The 17,182-nt window shown below is 52.2% G+C and carries 12 protein-coding genes; 7 read left to right on the top strand and 5 right to left on the bottom strand.

Going from position 1 to position 17,182, the window contains the following annotated elements:
- Positions 1-70: 70 nt before the first annotated feature.
- Positions 71-4,096: a DNA-directed RNA polymerase subunit beta gene (gene rpoB, locus BZG20_RS14265; protein WP_077579421.1), complete on the top strand. Its 4,026-nt coding sequence runs from the start codon at positions 71-73 to the stop codon at positions 4,094-4,096.
- A gap of 83 nt (positions 4,097-4,179) precedes the next feature.
- Positions 4,180-8,394, top strand: coding sequence for a DNA-directed RNA polymerase subunit beta' (gene rpoC, locus BZG20_RS14260; RefSeq protein WP_046074514.1), 4,215 nt, complete (start codon positions 4,180-4,182; stop codon positions 8,392-8,394).
- Between the two features lie 157 nt (positions 8,395-8,551).
- On the opposite strand, the gene BZG20_RS14255 is transcribed toward rpoC, so the two are convergent.
- Positions 8,552-9,037, bottom strand: coding sequence for an Rsd/AlgQ family anti-sigma factor (locus BZG20_RS14255; protein ID WP_046074515.1), 486 nt, complete (start codon positions 9,035-9,037; stop codon positions 8,552-8,554).
- 144 nt (positions 9,038-9,181) lie between these two features.
- Between BZG20_RS14255 and nudC the strand changes: the two genes are divergently transcribed.
- Together nudC and hemE are read left to right on the top strand one after the other, a co-directional pair.
- Positions 9,182-9,952: an NAD(+) diphosphatase gene (nudC, locus tag BZG20_RS14250; RefSeq protein WP_077579420.1), complete on the top strand. Its 771-nt coding sequence runs from the start codon at positions 9,182-9,184 to the stop codon at positions 9,950-9,952.
- Between the two features lie 217 nt (positions 9,953-10,169).
- A complete protein-coding gene (hemE, locus tag BZG20_RS14245; protein WP_046074517.1) occupies positions 10,170-11,234 on the top strand; it encodes a uroporphyrinogen decarboxylase in 1,065 nt (354 codons plus the stop codon).
- Positions 11,235-11,276: 42 nt separating this feature from the next.
- On the opposite strand, the gene BZG20_RS14240 is transcribed toward hemE, so the two are convergent.
- Positions 11,277-11,864, bottom strand: a complete 588-nt coding sequence (locus BZG20_RS14240) for a uracil-DNA glycosylase family protein (protein ID WP_077579419.1) — start codon at positions 11,862-11,864, stop codon at positions 11,277-11,279.
- Positions 11,864-12,769 (bottom strand): D-2-hydroxyacid dehydrogenase, encoded by a 906-nt coding sequence (locus BZG20_RS14235; RefSeq protein ID WP_077579418.1) that lies wholly within the window; start codon positions 12,767-12,769, stop codon positions 11,864-11,866. The genes BZG20_RS14240 and BZG20_RS14235 overlap by 1 nt, the downstream gene beginning before the upstream one ends.
- A 91-nt stretch (positions 12,770-12,860) precedes the next feature.
- On the opposite strand from BZG20_RS14235, the gene BZG20_RS14230 reads away from it, so the two are divergent.
- On the top strand, positions 12,861-13,451 hold the full coding sequence (locus tag BZG20_RS14230; protein WP_046074520.1) for a DUF416 family protein: 591 nt from the start codon (positions 12,861-12,863) through the stop codon (positions 13,449-13,451).
- A gap of 44 nt (positions 13,452-13,495) precedes the next feature.
- On the opposite strand, the gene BZG20_RS14225 is transcribed toward BZG20_RS14230, so the two are convergent.
- Complete coding sequence (locus BZG20_RS14225; protein WP_046074521.1) at positions 13,496-14,584, bottom strand: hemolysin family protein; 1,089 nt, start codon at positions 14,582-14,584, stop codon at positions 13,496-13,498.
- 223 nt (positions 14,585-14,807) lie between these two features.
- Between BZG20_RS14225 and hupA the strand changes: the two genes are divergently transcribed.
- Together hupA and BZG20_RS14215 are read left to right on the top strand one after the other, a co-directional pair.
- Complete coding sequence (gene hupA / locus BZG20_RS14220; RefSeq protein WP_046074522.1) at positions 14,808-15,080, top strand: nucleoid-associated protein HU-alpha; 273 nt, start codon at positions 14,808-14,810, stop codon at positions 15,078-15,080.
- Positions 15,081-15,139: 59 nt separating this feature from the next.
- Positions 15,140-15,814: a DUF1481 domain-containing protein gene (locus tag BZG20_RS14215; RefSeq protein ID WP_077579417.1), complete on the top strand. Its 675-nt coding sequence runs from the start codon at positions 15,140-15,142 to the stop codon at positions 15,812-15,814.
- A 62-nt stretch (positions 15,815-15,876) separates the two neighbouring features.
- On the opposite strand, the gene purD is transcribed toward BZG20_RS14215, so the two are convergent.
- Positions 15,877-17,163 carry a phosphoribosylamine--glycine ligase gene (gene purD, locus BZG20_RS14210; RefSeq protein WP_077579416.1) on the bottom strand — a complete coding sequence of 429 codons (1,287 nt, stop codon included), beginning with the start codon at positions 17,161-17,163 and terminating at the stop codon, positions 15,877-15,879.
- Positions 17,164-17,182: the final 19 nt, after the last annotated feature.

The following is a 17,182-nucleotide window of genomic DNA, read 5'->3' as shown; positions in this document are numbered from 1 at the left end:
CGGTGGTTGTTTAGTCACTGTCCCTTGTACTGGACAGTTTGGGTCACTTATCAGCGAGCTGAGGAACCCTATGGTTTACTCTTATACCGAGAAAAAGCGTATCCGTAAGGATTTTGGTAAGCGTCCGCAAGTTCTGGACGTGCCATACTTGCTGTCGATCCAGCTTGAATCTTTTAAGAACTTTATCGAGCAGGATCCAGAAGGGCAATACGGTCTTGAAGCTGCCTTTCGCTCTGTCTTTCCAATTCAGAGCTACAACGGCAATTCCGAGCTGCAATACGTTAGCTATCGTCTCGGTGAGCCAGTTTTCGATGTCAAAGAATGCCAAATTCGCGGCGTAACCTATTCGGCCCCACTACGCGTCAAACTGCGCTTGGTGATGTTTGATAAGGATGCCCCGGCTGGTACCGTTAAAGACATCAAAGAACAAGAAGTCTATATGGGCGAAATTCCGCTCATGACTGAAAATGGTACCTTTGTCATCAATGGTACTGAGAGGGTTATCGTATCCCAGCTGCACCGTAGTCCGGGCGTCTTTTTCGACAGCGATAAGGGTAAAACCCATTCCTCAGGAAAAGTGCTATATAACGCACGCGTGATCCCATACCGTGGTTCATGGTTGGATTTCGAATTCGATCCTAAGGATATCGTATACGTTCGTATCGATCGTCGTCGTAAGCTGCCAGCTTCGATTATTCTGCGTGCGCTGGAATACACCACTGAAGAGATCCTAGACCTGTTCTTCGAAAAAGTTGTTTTCGAAGTAAAAGGCAAGTCTCTGGTGATGGAACTGGTGCCTGAGCGTCTACGTGGCGAAACCGCCAGCTTTGATATCGAAGCGGACGGTAAAGTCTACGTGGAGCAGGGTCGTCGAATCACTGCGCGTCATATCCGTCAGTTGACGAAAGATAACGTTGATCACATCGAAGTGCCAGTTGAGTACATTGCGGGCAAGATTTCTGCGCGTGAGTATGTCAATCAGGACACAGGTGAAGTGATTGTCTCGGCTAACCAAGAGGTCAGCCTGGAGACACTGGCGCAGTTGTCGCAAGCAGGTCACAAACGTATCGAAACCCTGTTTACCAATGACCTGGACCATGGCCCGTACATGTCCGATACCTTGCGTATCGACAACACCACGGATCGTCTCACGGCGCTAGTCGAAATCTATCGCATGATGCGTCCTGGCGAGCCGCCAACGCGTGAAGCAGCCGAGCAACTGTTTGAGAGCCTGTTCTTCTCAGATGACCGCTATGATTTATCATCTGTTGGTCGTATGAAGTTCAACAGCTCGTTGGGTCGTGACGACCTCACCGGGCCTGGCGTACTGAGCAAAGAAGACATCATCGAGGTGATGCGTAAACTTATCCATATCCGTAACGGTATTGGTGAAGTGGACGATATTGATCACCTGGGTAACCGCCGTATTCGCTCTGTGGGTGAAATGGCAGAAAACCAGTTCCGTGTTGGTTTGGTACGTGTAGAGCGTGCCGTTAAAGAGCGTTTGAGCTTGGGCGATCTCGATAACGTGATGCCACAAGACTTGATTAACGCCAAGCCTATCTCTGCGGCAGTGAAAGAGTTCTTTGGTTCTTCGCAGCTGTCACAGTTTATGGACCAAAACAACCCATTGTCTGAGGTGACGCATAAGCGTCGTATCTCTGCCTTGGGTCCAGGTGGTCTGACGCGTGAGCGCGCCGGCTTTGAAGTGCGTGACGTTCATGCGACGCACTACGGTCGTCTTTGTCCGATCGAAACACCGGAAGGGCCGAACATCGGTCTGATTAACTCACTGTCTGCGTTTGCGCGTTGCAACGCTTATGGCTTCCTCGAAACACCTTACCGGAAAGTCGTTGACGGTAAAGTGACGAATCAAATCGATTACTTGTCAGCAATTGAAGAAGGTCACTACGTCATTGCGCAGGCAAACGCCGCGTTAAATGAAGATGGCTCATTCACTGACGAACTGATCACGGCGCGTAAGACAGGCGAATCAGGCTTGCACCCACGAGACCATGTCCAGTACATGGACGTTGCGACCAACCAGGTCGTATCGGTGGCTGCTTCTCTGATCCCGTTCCTTGAGCATGACGATGCGAACCGTGCCTTGATGGGCGCGAACATGCAACGTCAGGCCGTGCCAACATTGCGTGCGCAAAAGCCGCTGGTTGGTACGGGTATCGAGCGTAATGTCGCCGTTGACTCGGGTGTTACCGCGGTAGCAAAACGTGGCGGTACCATTCAGTCCGTTGACGCCTCACGTATCGTAGTAAAAGTGAATGAAGATGAATTGGTACCAGGCGAAGCCGGTATCGACATCTACAGCTTGATCAAATACACACGTTCTAACCAGAACACCTGTATTAACCAGCGTCCAACAGTGATGCCGGGCCACGAAGTGGCAAAAGGTGATGTACTGGCTGACGGCCCATCGACTGACTTGGGCGAGCTGGCACTGGGTCAGAACATGCGTATCGCGTTTATGCCGTGGAATGGTTACAACTTTGAGGATTCCATCCTTATTTCTGAGCGTGTTGCTCAGGAAGACCGTTTGACCACTATCCACATTCAAGAGCTGTCTTGTGTGGCGCGTGACACCAAGCTGGGTAGCGAAGAAATCACCGCGGATATTCCAAACGTGGGTGAAGCTGCGCTGTCTAAGCTGGATGAGTCAGGTGTGGTGTATATCGGTGCCGAAGTGAAAGGCGGCGATATCATGGTCGGCAAAGTGACGCCAAAAGGCGAAACACAACTGACACCAGAAGAGAAGCTGCTGCGTGCCATTTTCGGTGAAAAAGCGTCTGACGTGAAAGACTCGTCACTGCGTGTACCGAATGGTGTGTCTGGTACGGTTATCGATGTACAAGTCTTTACTCGCGATGGCGTAGAGAAAGACAAGCGTGCACTCGAAATCGAAGAAATGCAGTTGAAAGAAGCCAAGAAAGACCTGACCGAGGAGTTCTCTATCCTTGAAGGCGGTCTGATGGCGCGTGTTCGCACACTGCTTTCTCAAGCCGGTTATACCGACAACCAGCTCGACGGCATGGATCGTCAGACCATGTTGACGCAAACGCTGGATGATGAAGCACAGCAAACCCAGCTTGAGCAATTGGCTGAGCAATACGACGAAATCAAAGCCGACTTTGATAAGAAATTCGACACCAAGCGTCGCAAGATCACTCAAGGTGATGACCTTGCCCCAGGCGTGTTGAAGATTGTTAAAGTCTACCTTGCGGTGAAACGTCGCATTCAGCCAGGCGATAAGATGGCCGGTCGTCACGGTAACAAAGGTGTTATCTCTAAGATCAACCCGATCGAAGATATGCCTTACGACGAGTCAGGCGAGCCTGTTGACTTAGTGCTGAACCCACTGGGTGTTCCTTCGCGGATGAACATCGGTCAGATCCTAGAAACACACTTGGGTCTGGCGGCGAAAGGTATTGGTGACAAGATCAATCGCATGCTCAAAGAGCAGCAGGAACTGGCGAAATTCCGTGAGTTCTTGCAGAAGGTCTATGATCTGGGTGAGACCCGTCAGGAAGTGGACATCAGTAAACTGACTGACGAGGAAGTTCGCACGTTGATCAATAACCTGCGTGATGGTCTGCCAACCGCGTCTCCTGTCTTTGATGGTGCGCCTGAGCCGGTTGTCAAAGAGCTATTGAAACTGGGTGATTTGCCAGAGTCAGGTCAGCTTGACCTTTACGATGGCCGCACGGGTGAGAAGTTTGAGCGTCCAGTAACCGTGGGTTACATGTACATGCTGAAACTCAACCACCTTGTTGACGATAAGATGCACGCCCGTTCAACAGGCTCTTACAGCTTGGTAACTCAGCAGCCGCTGGGTGGTAAGGCACAGTTCGGTGGTCAGCGCTTCGGTGAGATGGAAGTATGGGCACTGGAAGCATACGGTGCTGCCTATACCCTGCAAGAAATGCTCACCGTGAAGTCGGATGACGTTAATGGCCGTACCAAGATGTATAAAAACATCGTTGATGGCGACCATCGTATGGAGCCGGGCATGCCGGAATCTTTCAACGTATTGCTGAAAGAAATCCGCTCGTTGGGTATCAACATCGAGCTGGAAGACGAGTAAGCCACGCGCTACTCTCTCCGGTAAGAATATGAAGGCGCTGCCGGTCAGCGCCTTTATGGGTCAACTCCTCACAGGAGCCGATTGTGAAAGACTTACTTAAGTTTCTGAAAGCACAACATAAGACCGAAGAATTTGATTCAATCAAGATCGGTCTTGCCTCACCTGACATGATTCGTTCATGGTCGTTTGGTGAAGTGAAAAAGCCAGAAACCATTAACTACCGTACCTTTAAGCCTGAACGTGACGGTTTGTTCTGTGCACGTATCTTTGGCCCGGTCAAAGACTATGAGTGTCTTTGCGGTAAGTACAAGCGCCTCAAGCACCGCGGCGTCATTTGTGAAAAATGTGGCGTTGAAGTTACTCAGACCAAAGTACGCCGTGAGCGTATGGGTCACATTGAGCTGGCTTCTCCTGTTGCCCACATTTGGTTCCTGAAGTCGCTGCCATCGCGCATCGGCTTGCTGATGGACATGCCACTGCGTGACATCGAGCGCGTGCTTTACTTTGAGTCGTACATTGTTATTGAACCAGGCATGACCAACCTCGAGCGTGGTCAGATGATGTCTGAAGAACAATATCTAGACGCACTCGAAGAGTGGGGCGACGAATTTGACGCGCGCATGGGCGCTGAAGCAGTCAAAGCACTGCTGGCGAACATGGATCTGTCGGTTGAGACAGAACAAATGCGTGAGCAGCTCGAAGAGACCAACTCTGAGACCAAGCGTAAGAAGATCACCAAGCGTTTGAAGCTGGTTGAATCCTTCTTGCAATCAGGTAACAACCCTGAGTGGATGATCCTGACCGTGCTGCCTGTGTTGCCGCCGGATCTGCGTCCATTGGTGCCGTTGGATGGTGGTCGCTTTGCGACGTCAGATCTTAACGATCTGTATCGCCGCGTGATCAACCGTAACAACCGTTTGAAGCGCCTGCTTGATCTTGCTGCCCCAGACATCATCGTGCGCAACGAAAAGCGCATGCTGCAAGAGTCTGTGGATGCGATGCTGGATAACGGCCGTCGTGGTCGTGCGATCACCGGTTCGAATAAGCGTCCGCTGAAATCGCTGGCTGACATGATCAAAGGTAAGCAGGGTCGTTTCCGTCAGAACCTGCTGGGTAAACGTGTTGATTACTCTGGCCGTTCGGTGATTACCGTGGGTCCATACTTGCGCCTGCATCAGTGTGGTCTGCCAAAGAAAATGGCACTTGAGCTGTTTAAACCGTTTATCTACGGCAAGCTTGAGACCCGTGGTCTGGCGACCACCATCAAAGCCGCCAAGAAGATGGTTGAGCGCGAAGAAGCCGTGGTATGGGATATCTTGGATGAAGTCATCCGTGAACACCCTGTGCTGCTAAACCGTGCACCAACGCTTCACCGTTTGGGTATCCAAGCGTTTGAACCTGTGCTTATCGAAGGTAAGGCGATTCAGCTACACCCATTGGTGTGTGCGGCCTATAACGCCGACTTCGATGGTGACCAGATGGCGGTTCACGTACCGCTGACGCTGGAAGCGCAGCTCGAAGCGCGTGCGTTGATGATGTCAACCAACAACATTCTTTCGCCAGCATCGGGTGATCCTATCATTGTACCGTCTCAGGACGTGGTACTGGGTCTTTATTACATGACCCGTGAGAAGGTGAACGGCAAAGGCGAAGGCATGTACCTGGCAGGTCCAGGCGAAGCTGAAAAAGTTTACCGTACCGGTCATGCTGAACTGCATAGCCGTGTAAAAGTGCGCATCAAGCAAATCGATATCGATGAGATGGGTGCACGCACTGAGAAAGAAGCGCTCGTCGATACCACCGTCGGTCGTGCCATGCTGTGGACTATTGTTCCGGACGGCCTGCCCTACGAGTTGGTTAACCAGCCGCTAGGCAAAAAGCAAATCTCTAATTTGCTCAACACGTGCTACCGTAAGCTGGGTCTGAAAGATACGGTTATCTTTGCTGACCAAATCATGTACACCGGTTTTGCCTATTCCGCGCTATCGGGCACCTCTGTCGGCATCGACGACATGGTGATCCCACAAGCGAAATACGATCTGATTGAAGCGGCTGAAAGCGAAGTTGCGGAAATCCAAGAGCAATTCCAGTCGGGTCTGGTGACCGCTGGTGAGCGCTATAACAAAGTGATCGATATTTGGGCGGCGGCGAACGAGCAAGTCGCGAAAGCCATGATGGATAACCTGTCTAATGAGACAGTGATTAACCGTGACGGTGAAGAAGAGACGCAAAGCTCGTTCAACAGCGTATATATGATGGCCGATTCCGGGGCGCGTGGTTCTGCCGCACAGATCCGTCAGCTGGCGGGTATGCGTGGTCTGATGGCGAAGCCAGATGGCTCTATCATCGAAACGCCAATCACCGCGAACTTCCGTGAAGGTCTGAACGTACTGCAGTACTTTATCTCTACGCACGGTGCGCGTAAGGGTCTCGCCGATACCGCACTGAAGACAGCGAACTCAGGCTACCTGACGCGTCGCCTGGTTGACGTTGCCCAAGACGTGGTGGTGACCGAAACCGATTGTGGTACCGAAGGTGGTATCCACATGATGGCGGTTATCGAAGGTGGGGACGTAAAAGAAGCCCTGCGTGAGCGTGTGCTGGGTCGTGTGGTGGCTGAAGATGTGCTTAAGCCGGGCACAGAAGAAGTGCTGGCGCCACGTAACACCCTGTTGGACGAGAAATGGTGTGACATTCTTGAGCATCACTCTGTCGACAAGGTAAAAGTGCGCTCTGTCGTGACCTGTGAAACTGACTTTGGTTGTTGTGCGAACTGTTACGGCCGTGACTTGGCACGTGGTCACTTGGTTAACCACGGCGAGTCTGTGGGTGTTATCGCCGCACAGTCTATCGGTGAGCCAGGCACACAGCTGACCATGCGTACCTTCCACATCGGTGGTGCGGCATCGCGTGCAGCAGCAGAAAACAACATCCAGGTGAAGAACAAAGGTTCTATGCACCTGCACAATGTGAAATCTGTGACCAATAGCGACGGTAAGCTAGTGATTACCTCGCGTGCGTCAGAGATGACCATTGTGGATGAGTTTGGCCGTACCAAAGAGAGCTACAAAGTCCCTTACGGTGCCATGCTGAGCAAGCAAGACGGCGAAGCCGTTGAAGCCGGCGACGTGGTAGCTAACTGGGACCCACACACCATGCCAATCATCACTGAGGTAGAAGGTAGCCTTCGCTTCGTGGATATGATTGATGGTGCGACTATGCAGCGTCAAACGGACGAGCTCACGGGTCTGTCTTCTATCGTGGTTATGGATGCCTCTGAGCGCCCATCATCCGGTAAAGACAAGCGTCCTGCGGTGAAGTTGGTGGATGCACAAGGCAACGATGTGATGGTACCTGGCACTGATATGCCAGTTCAGTACTTCTTGCCTGGTAAAGCGATCGTTCAACTGGACGACGGCGCAAGCGTTGGTATTGGTGACACCCTTGCTCGTATCCCGCAAGAAAGCGGCGGTACCAAGGATATCACTGGTGGTCTACCACGTGTTGCTGACCTGTTTGAAGCACGTAAGCCAAAAGAGCCTGCTATCTTGGCAGAGATCACAGGTACTGTTTCCTTCGGTAAAGAAACCAAAGGTAAGCGCCGCCTGATTATCACGCCAGAAGAGGGTAAAGCTTACGAAGAGATGATTCCAAAATGGCGTCAGCTCAACGTATTCGAAGGTGAAAAAGTCGAGAAAGGTGATGTGATCGCAGACGGTCCTGAATCACCACACGACATTCTGCGTTTGCGTGGCATTCACGCGGTAGCAGAATACATCACTAACGAAGTCCAAGACGTTTACCGTCTGCAGGGTGTTAAGATCAACGATAAGCACATCGAGACCATCGTGCGTCAGATGCTGCGTAAAGTGACCATTAAGTCTGCCGGTGATACGGAGTTCTTGGAAGGCGAGCAGGTGGAATACTCACGTGTGATGATTGCTAACCGTGATCTCGAAGCGGAAGGCAAGCAGCCGGCGACCTTTGGTCGTGATCTGCTGGGTATCACCAAAGCCTCGTTGGCGACTGAGTCATTCATCTCAGCGGCATCGTTCCAGGAAACCACGCGCGTGCTGACTGAAGCAGCCGTGGCAGGTAAGCGTGATGACTTGCGTGGTCTGAAAGAGAACGTGATTGTGGGTCGTCTGATCCCAGCCGGTACCGGCTTCGCGTATCACAAAGACCGTCAAGCAAAACGTGCCGAGCCAGAGCAGCCAGTAGCCCCTCAGGTCGATGCAGAGCAAGCTTCGCAAGATCTTGCTGCACTACTGAACGCGGGTCTGAACGACGATAGCTAAGCGTGGAAGCGTTGATAACATCAACGCCCACAGCGAAATAAAAAGGCACCTCTTCGGAGGTGCCTTTTGTTTATCTGGCGTGTGGGGTTGTCAGTGACGACAGCAACAAAAAAGCCGCCTAGGTTGGCGGCGTTATACAGCTGACAGGCAGGTTGACTTACGCACCCGGTGGGTGAGCAAGGCTGTCGGCAATGACGCGAATTAGGGTATCTTCTAACTCAAAACGCTGCTCTAACCACTCGCCAATCGCAGACATATCTTGATCGAAATCCGTGGCGTCATAATCATCATCGTCGAGGTCGATCGCGCTAAATTTATCGTTGTAGTCCAACAGTGGATCGGTCGTATCGACAATACGGAAATAGAGGTTGTCGGTCTCTTTGGTGGCAGAGAAGCCTGTCGACTGCCAACGCTCCATGACCATGTTATAAATTTTGAAGTGACCGGTGGAGATGTAATCGACTAGGTAGTCACAAAAACGGTCAAGCTCGGCTTTGGTTGGCAAGGCTTGCTTCTTTTTCGCGGCCACGCCGGCCACATTGTAATACTCCACCAACAGTTGGCGACGTAGCTCGAGCCAGTAATCGATAACCTCGTCGTAACCGCTCCATTGTGCTTTGGTTCGTTCGAGTTGTCTCAGCATGATCGGTATCCTCGTGATCGATCAGCGAATGAATGGCACTATAAAAGGCCAGCTGAAAATTAACGGGCTGCTCAATCCTTTGCATCACGTTATAAAGCTAGATTGCCAGTATTCAAGTATAGCTGCAAGGCTAAGGAAGTGACCATGTCTCAGAATCAACAAGCCGTCTATGTGTGCGCGATTACCAAGGGCAAACTCTGGCTACCCAAAGGGGAGCTGCCATGTATCCCCTTGTCGCAGTTACCCTTTTCTGGCGGTGAAACCGTAACAGTCGGTGATTATCAGCACACGCCCGTCGTGGGGGTATTTAATTGTAACCCGATGCTTCCCCATGATGAGATGGCGGGTTTACGAGACTTACTTCCCTCCCTGTCAGCCGACTTATTTGCATTAGTGGGGTGTGTGGTTCAGCTCGATTATATGCGCCAGCAGCAAGCATTCTGTGGTCGTTGTGGTCAGCGCACTGCGTTCGACGCTCAGGCGGTGGCGATGCGGTGCGCTAACTGTCAGCGTCACGATTATCCGCGTGTCTCGCCGTGTGTGATTGTGGCGGTGCGCGATGATAAGCGGTTACTACTGGCACAACATCCAAGGCATAAAACCGGGATGTATACCGTGATTGCTGGGTTCGTCGAGCCCGGAGAAACGCTCGAACAGTGTGTGGCGCGCGAGGTCGAGGAGGAGACGGGGATTCAGGTTAAAAATATCCGTTATATGGATAGCCAGCCTTGGGCGTTTCCCTCTAATTTGATGATGGGCTTTTTAGCAGAGTATGCGGGCGGTGAGCTAAAGCCTGACTACGAAGAGCTCAGTGACGCACAATGGTTTGATTGCGACGCCCTACCGCCAGTGGCGCCAAGGGGGACGATTGCCCGACGCTTGATTGAGGCCAGTTGCACCTGGGCGCAGGCATAAAAAAACCCGGCCGTAGGGGAGCCGGGGTAAGATGCGAACATATTGTCTTTCGTAGACCTATTGTCGTTATGGGTCGGTTGTAACATGCGGTTAAATGATCAGCAATCCTTTGCTGCCCCTAGGTGACAGTTTTATGATCCTGTTAACAAAGCTTGGCTTTTGTTGCTACCGCACAGTGATACAATGAGCGCCACTATTCGCACACAGGTTTAACACAATGACCGAATTAAAAAACGATCGTTATTTACGCGCCCTTTACAAGCAGTCAGTCGATTGCACCCCCGTATGGATGATGCGCCAAGCGGGTCGCTATCTACCGGAGTATCGTGAATTGCGTGCGCAAGCGGGGGATTTTTTGTCATTGTGTAAAAACGCCGAGCTGGCTTGCGAAGTCACCATGCAGCCACTGCGTCGTTTCGATTTAGATGCGGCGATCTTGTTCTCAGACATCCTCACCATTCCGGATGCGATGGGGCTCGGGCTGTACTTTGAAACGGGCGAGGGACCCAAGTTTTCCCGCCCCATCACTTGTAAAGCCGACGTGGATAAAATTGGCATGCCTGATCCCGAAGGGGAACTGCAGTATGTAATGAATGCGGTACGTACCATCCGTCGTGAGTTAAACGGTGACGTGCCGTTAATTGGTTTTTCGGGAAGCCCGTGGACCTTGGCGACCTACATGGTGGAAGGTGGCACCTCAAAAGCCTTTACCAAAATTAAGAAGATGATGTATGCCGAGCCTCAAACTCTGCATGCCTTACTCGATAAACTCGCTGACAGCGTGACCAGTTATTTGAATGCGCAAATTAAGGCCGGCGCTCAGTCGGTTATGGTGTTTGATACCTGGGGGGGCGTGCTCACGCCACGCGACTACAACGACTTTTCTTTGCAGTATATGCAGAAAATCGTTGATGGCCTTATTCGCGAAAATGACGGTCGCCGTGTCCCTGTTACCTTGTTCACCAAAAATGCGGGGATGTGGTTAGAGCATATCGCGGCCACAGGGTGCGACGGTGTGGGACTAGACTGGACCATTAACATTGCGGATGCCAAAGCGCGAATTGGCGACAAAGTGGCGCTGCAAGGCAATATGGATCCATCGATGCTCTATGCGAGCCCAGAGCGCATTCGCCAAGAGGTCGCCACCATCCTCGAAGGGTTTGGAGAGGGCACGGGCCATGTGTTTAACCTTGGGCATGGCATTCATTTGGATGTGCCGCCAGAAAACGCAGGCGCCTTTATTGACGCGGTGCATGAACTCTCGCGCCCTTACCACGATTAGTCAAACACGCTCGCCGTCTGGCGAGCGTTGTGCTTTTTAGCCTCAATCGTATAAAGCCTGTTGAACGTGATAACGCATGGCGGGCACCACCTGCTCTTCAAACCACGGATTGCGGCGCAGCCATAAGCTATTTCTGGGAGAAGGGTGAGGCAGTGCAAAGGTATGAGGGGCCCACTTTTGCCAGTGCTTGACGGTCTCGGTCAAAGTTTTGGGTTTATTGGCTAAATAGTACTGCTGTGCATATTGGCCAATCAGCAAGGTTACCGCAACATGAGGAAGGTGCGCTTTGATTGCCTGGTGCCATACGGGGGCGCAGATACGCGCCGGCGGTAGATCGCCCGATTTACCTTTGCCGGGATAACAAAAGCCCATAGGCATGATGGCAAATAAATCCGACTGATAAAACTGCTCACGTGTGACCCCCAGCCATTCACGCAGGCGGTCGCCACTGGGGTCATTAAACGGCAGCCCACTCTCATGGACACGTCTACCTGGTGCTTGGCCGATAATCAGAACGCGAGCGTCAGCACTGGCCTGGATCACCGGCCGAGGGCCGTCTGCTAGCCAATGCTGACACAAACGGCATTCACGTGCTGCGGCTAAAGCCGTGTCTAAATCCGGAAAGAGCATTAGTACCCTTTGTCAAAGTCGACAGTGTGAATCAGAGGCTGGCCTGCATGCCAGCGACGATAATTATCCGCAAAGAGCGCAAAAACCTGCTCAGGAAAACTGACGGCAGCAATATGTGGCGTCACGCTCACGTTGGGGTGTGTCCAAAAGGGGTGCTGCTTCGGCAGCGGCTCTTGTTGCATCACATCCAAGACCGCCAGGCGTAGTTTTTTGTTGTCTAAAGCGTCGAGCAGGGCGAGCTCATCCACGGTCGCGCCACGGCCAACGTTAATAAACAAGAGATGTTGCCCATGCTGCCAAAAAACTGCATTCAGGCATTGGTATGTGGCTGGCGTCGCGGGCAAGGTACTGACCAAAACATCTACCTCGCCCAAGCGTTGCTGTAATGCTGGCAGCGTCAGTGTGTGATCAAAGCTATCGACTGGCCGCCCATCTTGGTTGACGCCAAGTACCGTCATGCCAAAGGCGTGTGCGACGGTCGCGATATGCTGGCCAATCGCCCCTGTGCCTATGATGGCGAGCGTTTGCCCTCGCAATGACTGATAGGGCTGAGGCTGCCAGTGACACTGCGCTTGTTGCTTCGCGTACTGACCAATATGTCGGCTTTCATTGAGCACAAACCCGAAGACATATTCGGCCATCAGTGCCCCGAATATGCCGCGCACGTTGGTGAGTTGATAATGACGGAAAGGGGCTTTAATCAGGGCATCGGTACCGGCAAAGGTCGACTGGAGCCAACGCAAGGCCTTGGCTTTGGGCAATAGCGGGGCCGCAAGCGGCGGATCGGCCAACCAGATACTGGCCTCCTCTGCGGATGAGGTGATAGCGAGATCGGGGAGCTGAGCCGTTTCAATCAACTGGTGATAAGTCTCGGCATGCTCGCTGACAACGTAAATTTTATCCACAAAGGCTCCTTTTTATGGTGGGGGGAATCAAGTACACTGAGCGCATTCTATGAGGATAACACTCCTTCTCGCTATTAAAGATCAACTGGCTATGTTACGAAACCCTTTACAACTACGTTTGGAAAAATGTGAGAATTGGCAGCATATTTGTTTTATGGCTGCGCTGGTGGAGCGTATGGTGCCCAACTATGCCCTTTACTGTGCGCAAACCGAGTTTGCTGATCCCCAAGCGTTTCGCAATATTCTCGATGCAGTGTGGGAGTCGCAAACAGTCAAAACGGCCAAGATTGATTTTGAGCGGCAGCTGGAGAAGCTGGAGCCATTGATCCCGGTGGCTGACGATGAGGCCATTTACCTGACCTACCCGGCAATTGATGCTTGCATCGCCTTGTCTCAGCTTCTTCACGCCCTGTTGGATCGTGATGAAATACTCCCTATTACCCTGAAAGTCTCTCAGCAATCTATCCACAGCGTAGCGCAGCTAGAAGAGGCGCAAACGGGTGAGGCGGTGACGGATGAGAATCAAAAGACGTTTGAAGCGGTTTGCGAAGAATGGGATGCCCAATGGGCCATTTTTCGCGTGCTGAAAAGTGCGGAAAGCCGTGATGTGGAGATGATCAAAAGCATTCGTCAAGAGCTGCGTGAGGCGGGCGTGAGTAACCTTGGGTTAAGTGTCGAGTAAGCACACTTTATCCGAGAAAAGGCGGCGCAAGCCGCCTTTTCTGATCATGACTCATCCGTATGTCGCTGCACCGGTGGTTCATCGTCATCTTGGCTTTCAATCATGTTGTGCTGCTTCTTCCAAGCATCCCAACGCTGATAAGCGAGTTGTTGCATATCGGTGACCGTGTCCGCCTCATCGATGATTTCTCGCCCCGTTAAGTACTCAAACACATCCTCCAAGGTGATAATACCTTGCACCGTGCCATATTCATCGACAATCATCGCCAACTGGGCGCGGCGGATCATCAATATATCAAACGCTTGCAAAACACTGTTGCCGGGAAGGATCACCGCGAGGGGGCGCATGAGATTGCCTATCGGCGTTTGGCCAGCGCCTTGGGTTTTGGCTTCATAGATATTGGACTTGTGGACAAAGCCTAGAATATCGTCACGCTGTTCACCGTAAACCAGTGGGCGAGAGAATGGGCAGTCACCGTGTTCGTCGAGGAAGGTATTCACATCCATCTCGGCAGGAATGCGAAACAGGACCGGGCGCGGTGTCATCAGCTGTGTTGCGGGCAGGTCACGTAACTTCAGCATGTTATGAAGCATTTGCGTTTCGTCCTCACCCATTTCTCCACTTTCTGAGGCCAGCATCGCCATCGCTGAGATTTCGTCCCGCAGTTTAACATGGGTAGTGTCCGCACTAAGTCGCTTGGTAATTTGTTCAGACAGCCAAACGAATGGCGTCAGCGCCCACACCATCCACTTGAGTACCAGCGCCGCGCCAGGTGCCAATTGCGGCCAGAAGTTCGCGCCAATGGTTTTAGGGATGATTTCTGAGAGAAGCAGAATCGCAAGCGTCAATACGGCAGAGAAAACCCCGACCCACGCATCGCCAAACACGTGAGCCGCTTGCGCCCCCGCGCCAGCTGCCCCGACTGTATGGGCGATGGTATTGAGGGTTAAAATGGAGGCCAAAGGGCGATCAATATCCTTCTTAAGCGCATTGAGCCGCTCGGCAGCAGGATGCGCTTGATGGCGCAGGTTCGCTATGTAGCTGGGGGTGATACTAAGCAAAATCGCTTCGAGCACAGAGCAGATGAATGAGACACCAATAGAAAGCGAAATAAAAAGAACCAGAATGAGCATAGGTTTCCGGAGTTAAAAGCCAATCAACACCCTAAAGATCAGGCCATTGGCGGGCTTTTACAACCATTCAACTGAGAAAAAACGCAACAAATTGTGAGATCGCGCTCAGTTTGTGGTTAAAGAGCCTCCATATAGTCTCACCAAGCGCCACAAACCTTTGCCAGCCGGGCTTCTTTTGAATTAGAGTGACTTCGTCTCTAAAAAACCTAGAAGGGAAGACATAATGAACAAGACCCAACTGATCGACCTGATCGCGGAAAAAGCAGACCTTTCAAAAGCACAAGCGAAAACAGCTTTGGAAGCGACTTTGGGCGGTATTGAAGGCGCCTTAAAAGAAGGCGAGCAGGTACAACTGATTGGCTTCGGTACGTTTAAGCTTAACCACCGTGCAGCACGCACCGGTCGTAACCCACAAACGGGTCAAGAAATTCAAATCGCTGCAGCAAACGTCCCTGCGTTTGTCGCAGGTAAAGCGTTAAAAGACGCGGTTAAGTAAGCACGCATGCTGATGTCGCCATAGCCTCCTGCTATGGCGTTTTTGTCTCTGAGCCCGCCATGCGATTTTACCTCTGTATACTTGTCTTAGTAATGGCACTGACAGGCTGTTCTAGCGGTAAGCCGCCAAAGCCCGTCACTCATACTACCGCATTCTCAGCGGGAGATTATCGCGCCGTTTATTGGCTAGATAGCCAACAAGGGCAGGTTATCGGTTTAGCGGAGAAAGCGTGGCAAGGCGATTACGGTCAGTACCGCAGTGAATATGCTTGGCGAGCGGGTAGTCTGCGTGCGTTAAAGCGTGAAGGGAAAAAGCTGGTCGATAACCGCTTGGTGCCCTTTTCGATGCACGTACGGTTTGACGCCAATGGTGAGCCGGTTTTCCAGCGCTATCATCAAGGTGATGCGCTGTTGCCTTTAGACAGTGCGACTTTATCCCGCCTGTATCAAGAAGCGAATCAAATTGAGCACCAAGCGCAGGCGCAATTAGCCAACAATGTCTCGGTGCTGCAAGCGCAGCGACAAGGTGAATATTGGCTTGATTGCGACGACGACCGTCAGCGTTGGGCGTTTCCCGAGACGATGACACCGTCTTTAGTGCAGCGTCTCAACCAGCCTGGCACGTTTGTGATTGCAGGAGGGAGCCCAAGTATCGGTCGCGACCAGATAGACTTTTTGGTACATGTCGAGGGGGAAAAGCGTTGTTTACAGCGCCCTCGCTTACTGGATGAGTAAAGTGAAGAGCGGTGAAAAAATGCGCCTACTTGGCGCATTTTTTATATCATGTGTTGCGACAATTATGCCATTTGCTCGCGTGAAACGGCGCGGTGGGCGATGTCACAGCGGTAGAAACAACCGGGCCAATGAATCAAGGCCGCGAGCGCGTCAGCCCCTTGTTTTGCCGTGGTCACATTCTCACCTAATGCGGTAGCACAGAGTACACGCCCGCCAGCGGTCACGATATCGCCGTCTTTTAGCGCGGTACCTGCGTGAAACACTTTGGCCGTCTCACTATCGGTGGGCAACCCAGTGATACGATCGCCTTTTCGATACTCACCTGGATAGCCGCCAGCGGCTAAGACCACACCCACGGCTGCACGCGGATCCCAGTGAGACTCGACCTTATCAAGGCGTCCCTCTGTGCCCGCCAAGCAAAGCGCAACCAAGTCAGATTGCAAGCGCATCATAATTGGTTGGGTTTCCGGATCGCCGAAGCGACAGTTAAACTCGATCACTTTTGGGGTGCCATCGGCGGTAATCATGAGTCCTGCGTACAAAAAGCCGGTGTAGGGCACACCGTCTTCGTGCATCCCTTTCACGGTGGGCATGATCACCTCTTCCATCACGCGTTGGTGAATCGCATCGGTCACCACAGGGGCGGGTGAGTATGCACCCATCCCGCCGGTATTCAGGCCGGTATCGCCTTCACCAACCCGTTTGTGATCTTGGCTGGTGGCCATGGGGAGCACATGCTCGCCATCCACCATGACGATAAAGCTTGCTTCTTCACCTTGCAGGAATTCCTCGATGACCACACGGTGGCCTGCTTCACCAAATGCATTACCCGAGAGCATATCGCGTACCGCGTCGGTGGCTTCTTGCTCGGTCATTGCCACAATGACGCCCTTACCGGCGGCCAAGCCATCGGCTTTGACCACAATGGGCGCACCTTTTTCAGCGATGTAGGCTAGCGCGGGCTCAACCGTAGAAAAGGTTTGGTAGTCAGCGGTGGGAATACCGTGACGTGCCAAAAAGTCTTTACTGAAGGCTTTTGAGCCTTCAAGTTGTGCCGCTGCTTGAGTAGGGCCAAAGATAGCCAAGCCGTGTTCACGGAAGGCATCGACCACGCCCAAGACCAGTGGCGCTTCTGGGCCCACGATGGTTAAGCCAATCTGTTGCTCGCGCGCAAAGGCCAGCAATCCCTCAACGTCATCAGCAGCAATGGCGATATTGCTGACTTTTTCCTCGTGGGCGGTGCCGGCATTGCCCGGTGCGCAATATACGATTTCAACGTTTGATGACTGCGCGGCTTTCCACGCCAGGGCATGTTCACGGCCACCGCCACCAATCACTAATACCTTCATGTTTTCTCCTTCATACCCA

Source organism: Salinivibrio sp. IB868, from assembly GCF_001995655.1.
Classification (GTDB): Bacteria; Pseudomonadota; Gammaproteobacteria; order Enterobacterales; family Vibrionaceae; genus Salinivibrio; species Salinivibrio siamensis.
The sequence above is the reverse complement of the archived record's forward strand: the minus strand, read 5'-3'. Positions and strand labels throughout refer to the sequence as shown.

What these genes read in the sequence shown, in the direction of transcription:
- rpoB (WP_077579421.1), top strand. Translation starts at nt 71, where the DNA reads ATGGTTTACTCTTATACCGAGAAAAAGCGTATCCGTAAGGATTTTGGT.
- BZG20_RS14255 (WP_046074515.1), bottom strand. Translation starts at nt 9,037, where the DNA reads ATGCTGAGACAACTCGAACGAACCAAAGCACAATGGAGCGGTTACGAC.
- nudC (WP_077579420.1), top strand. Translation starts at nt 9,182, where the DNA reads ATGTCTCAGAATCAACAAGCCGTCTATGTGTGCGCGATTACCAAGGGC.
- hemE (WP_046074517.1), top strand. Translation starts at nt 10,170, where the DNA reads ATGACCGAATTAAAAAACGATCGTTATTTACGCGCCCTTTACAAGCAG.
- BZG20_RS14240 (WP_077579419.1), bottom strand. Translation starts at nt 11,864, where the DNA reads ATGCTCTTTCCGGATTTAGACACGGCTTTAGCCGCAGCACGTGAATGC.
- BZG20_RS14230 (WP_046074520.1), top strand. Translation starts at nt 12,861, where the DNA reads ATGTTACGAAACCCTTTACAACTACGTTTGGAAAAATGTGAGAATTGG.
- BZG20_RS14225 (WP_046074521.1), bottom strand. Translation starts at nt 14,584, where the DNA reads ATGCTCATTCTGGTTCTTTTTATTTCGCTTTCTATTGGTGTCTCATTC.
- hupA (WP_046074522.1), top strand. Translation starts at nt 14,808, where the DNA reads ATGAACAAGACCCAACTGATCGACCTGATCGCGGAAAAAGCAGACCTT.
- BZG20_RS14215 (WP_077579417.1), top strand. Translation starts at nt 15,140, where the DNA reads ATGCGATTTTACCTCTGTATACTTGTCTTAGTAATGGCACTGACAGGC.
- purD (WP_077579416.1), bottom strand. Translation starts at nt 17,163, where the DNA reads ATGAAGGTATTAGTGATTGGTGGCGGTGGCCGTGAACATGCCCTGGCG.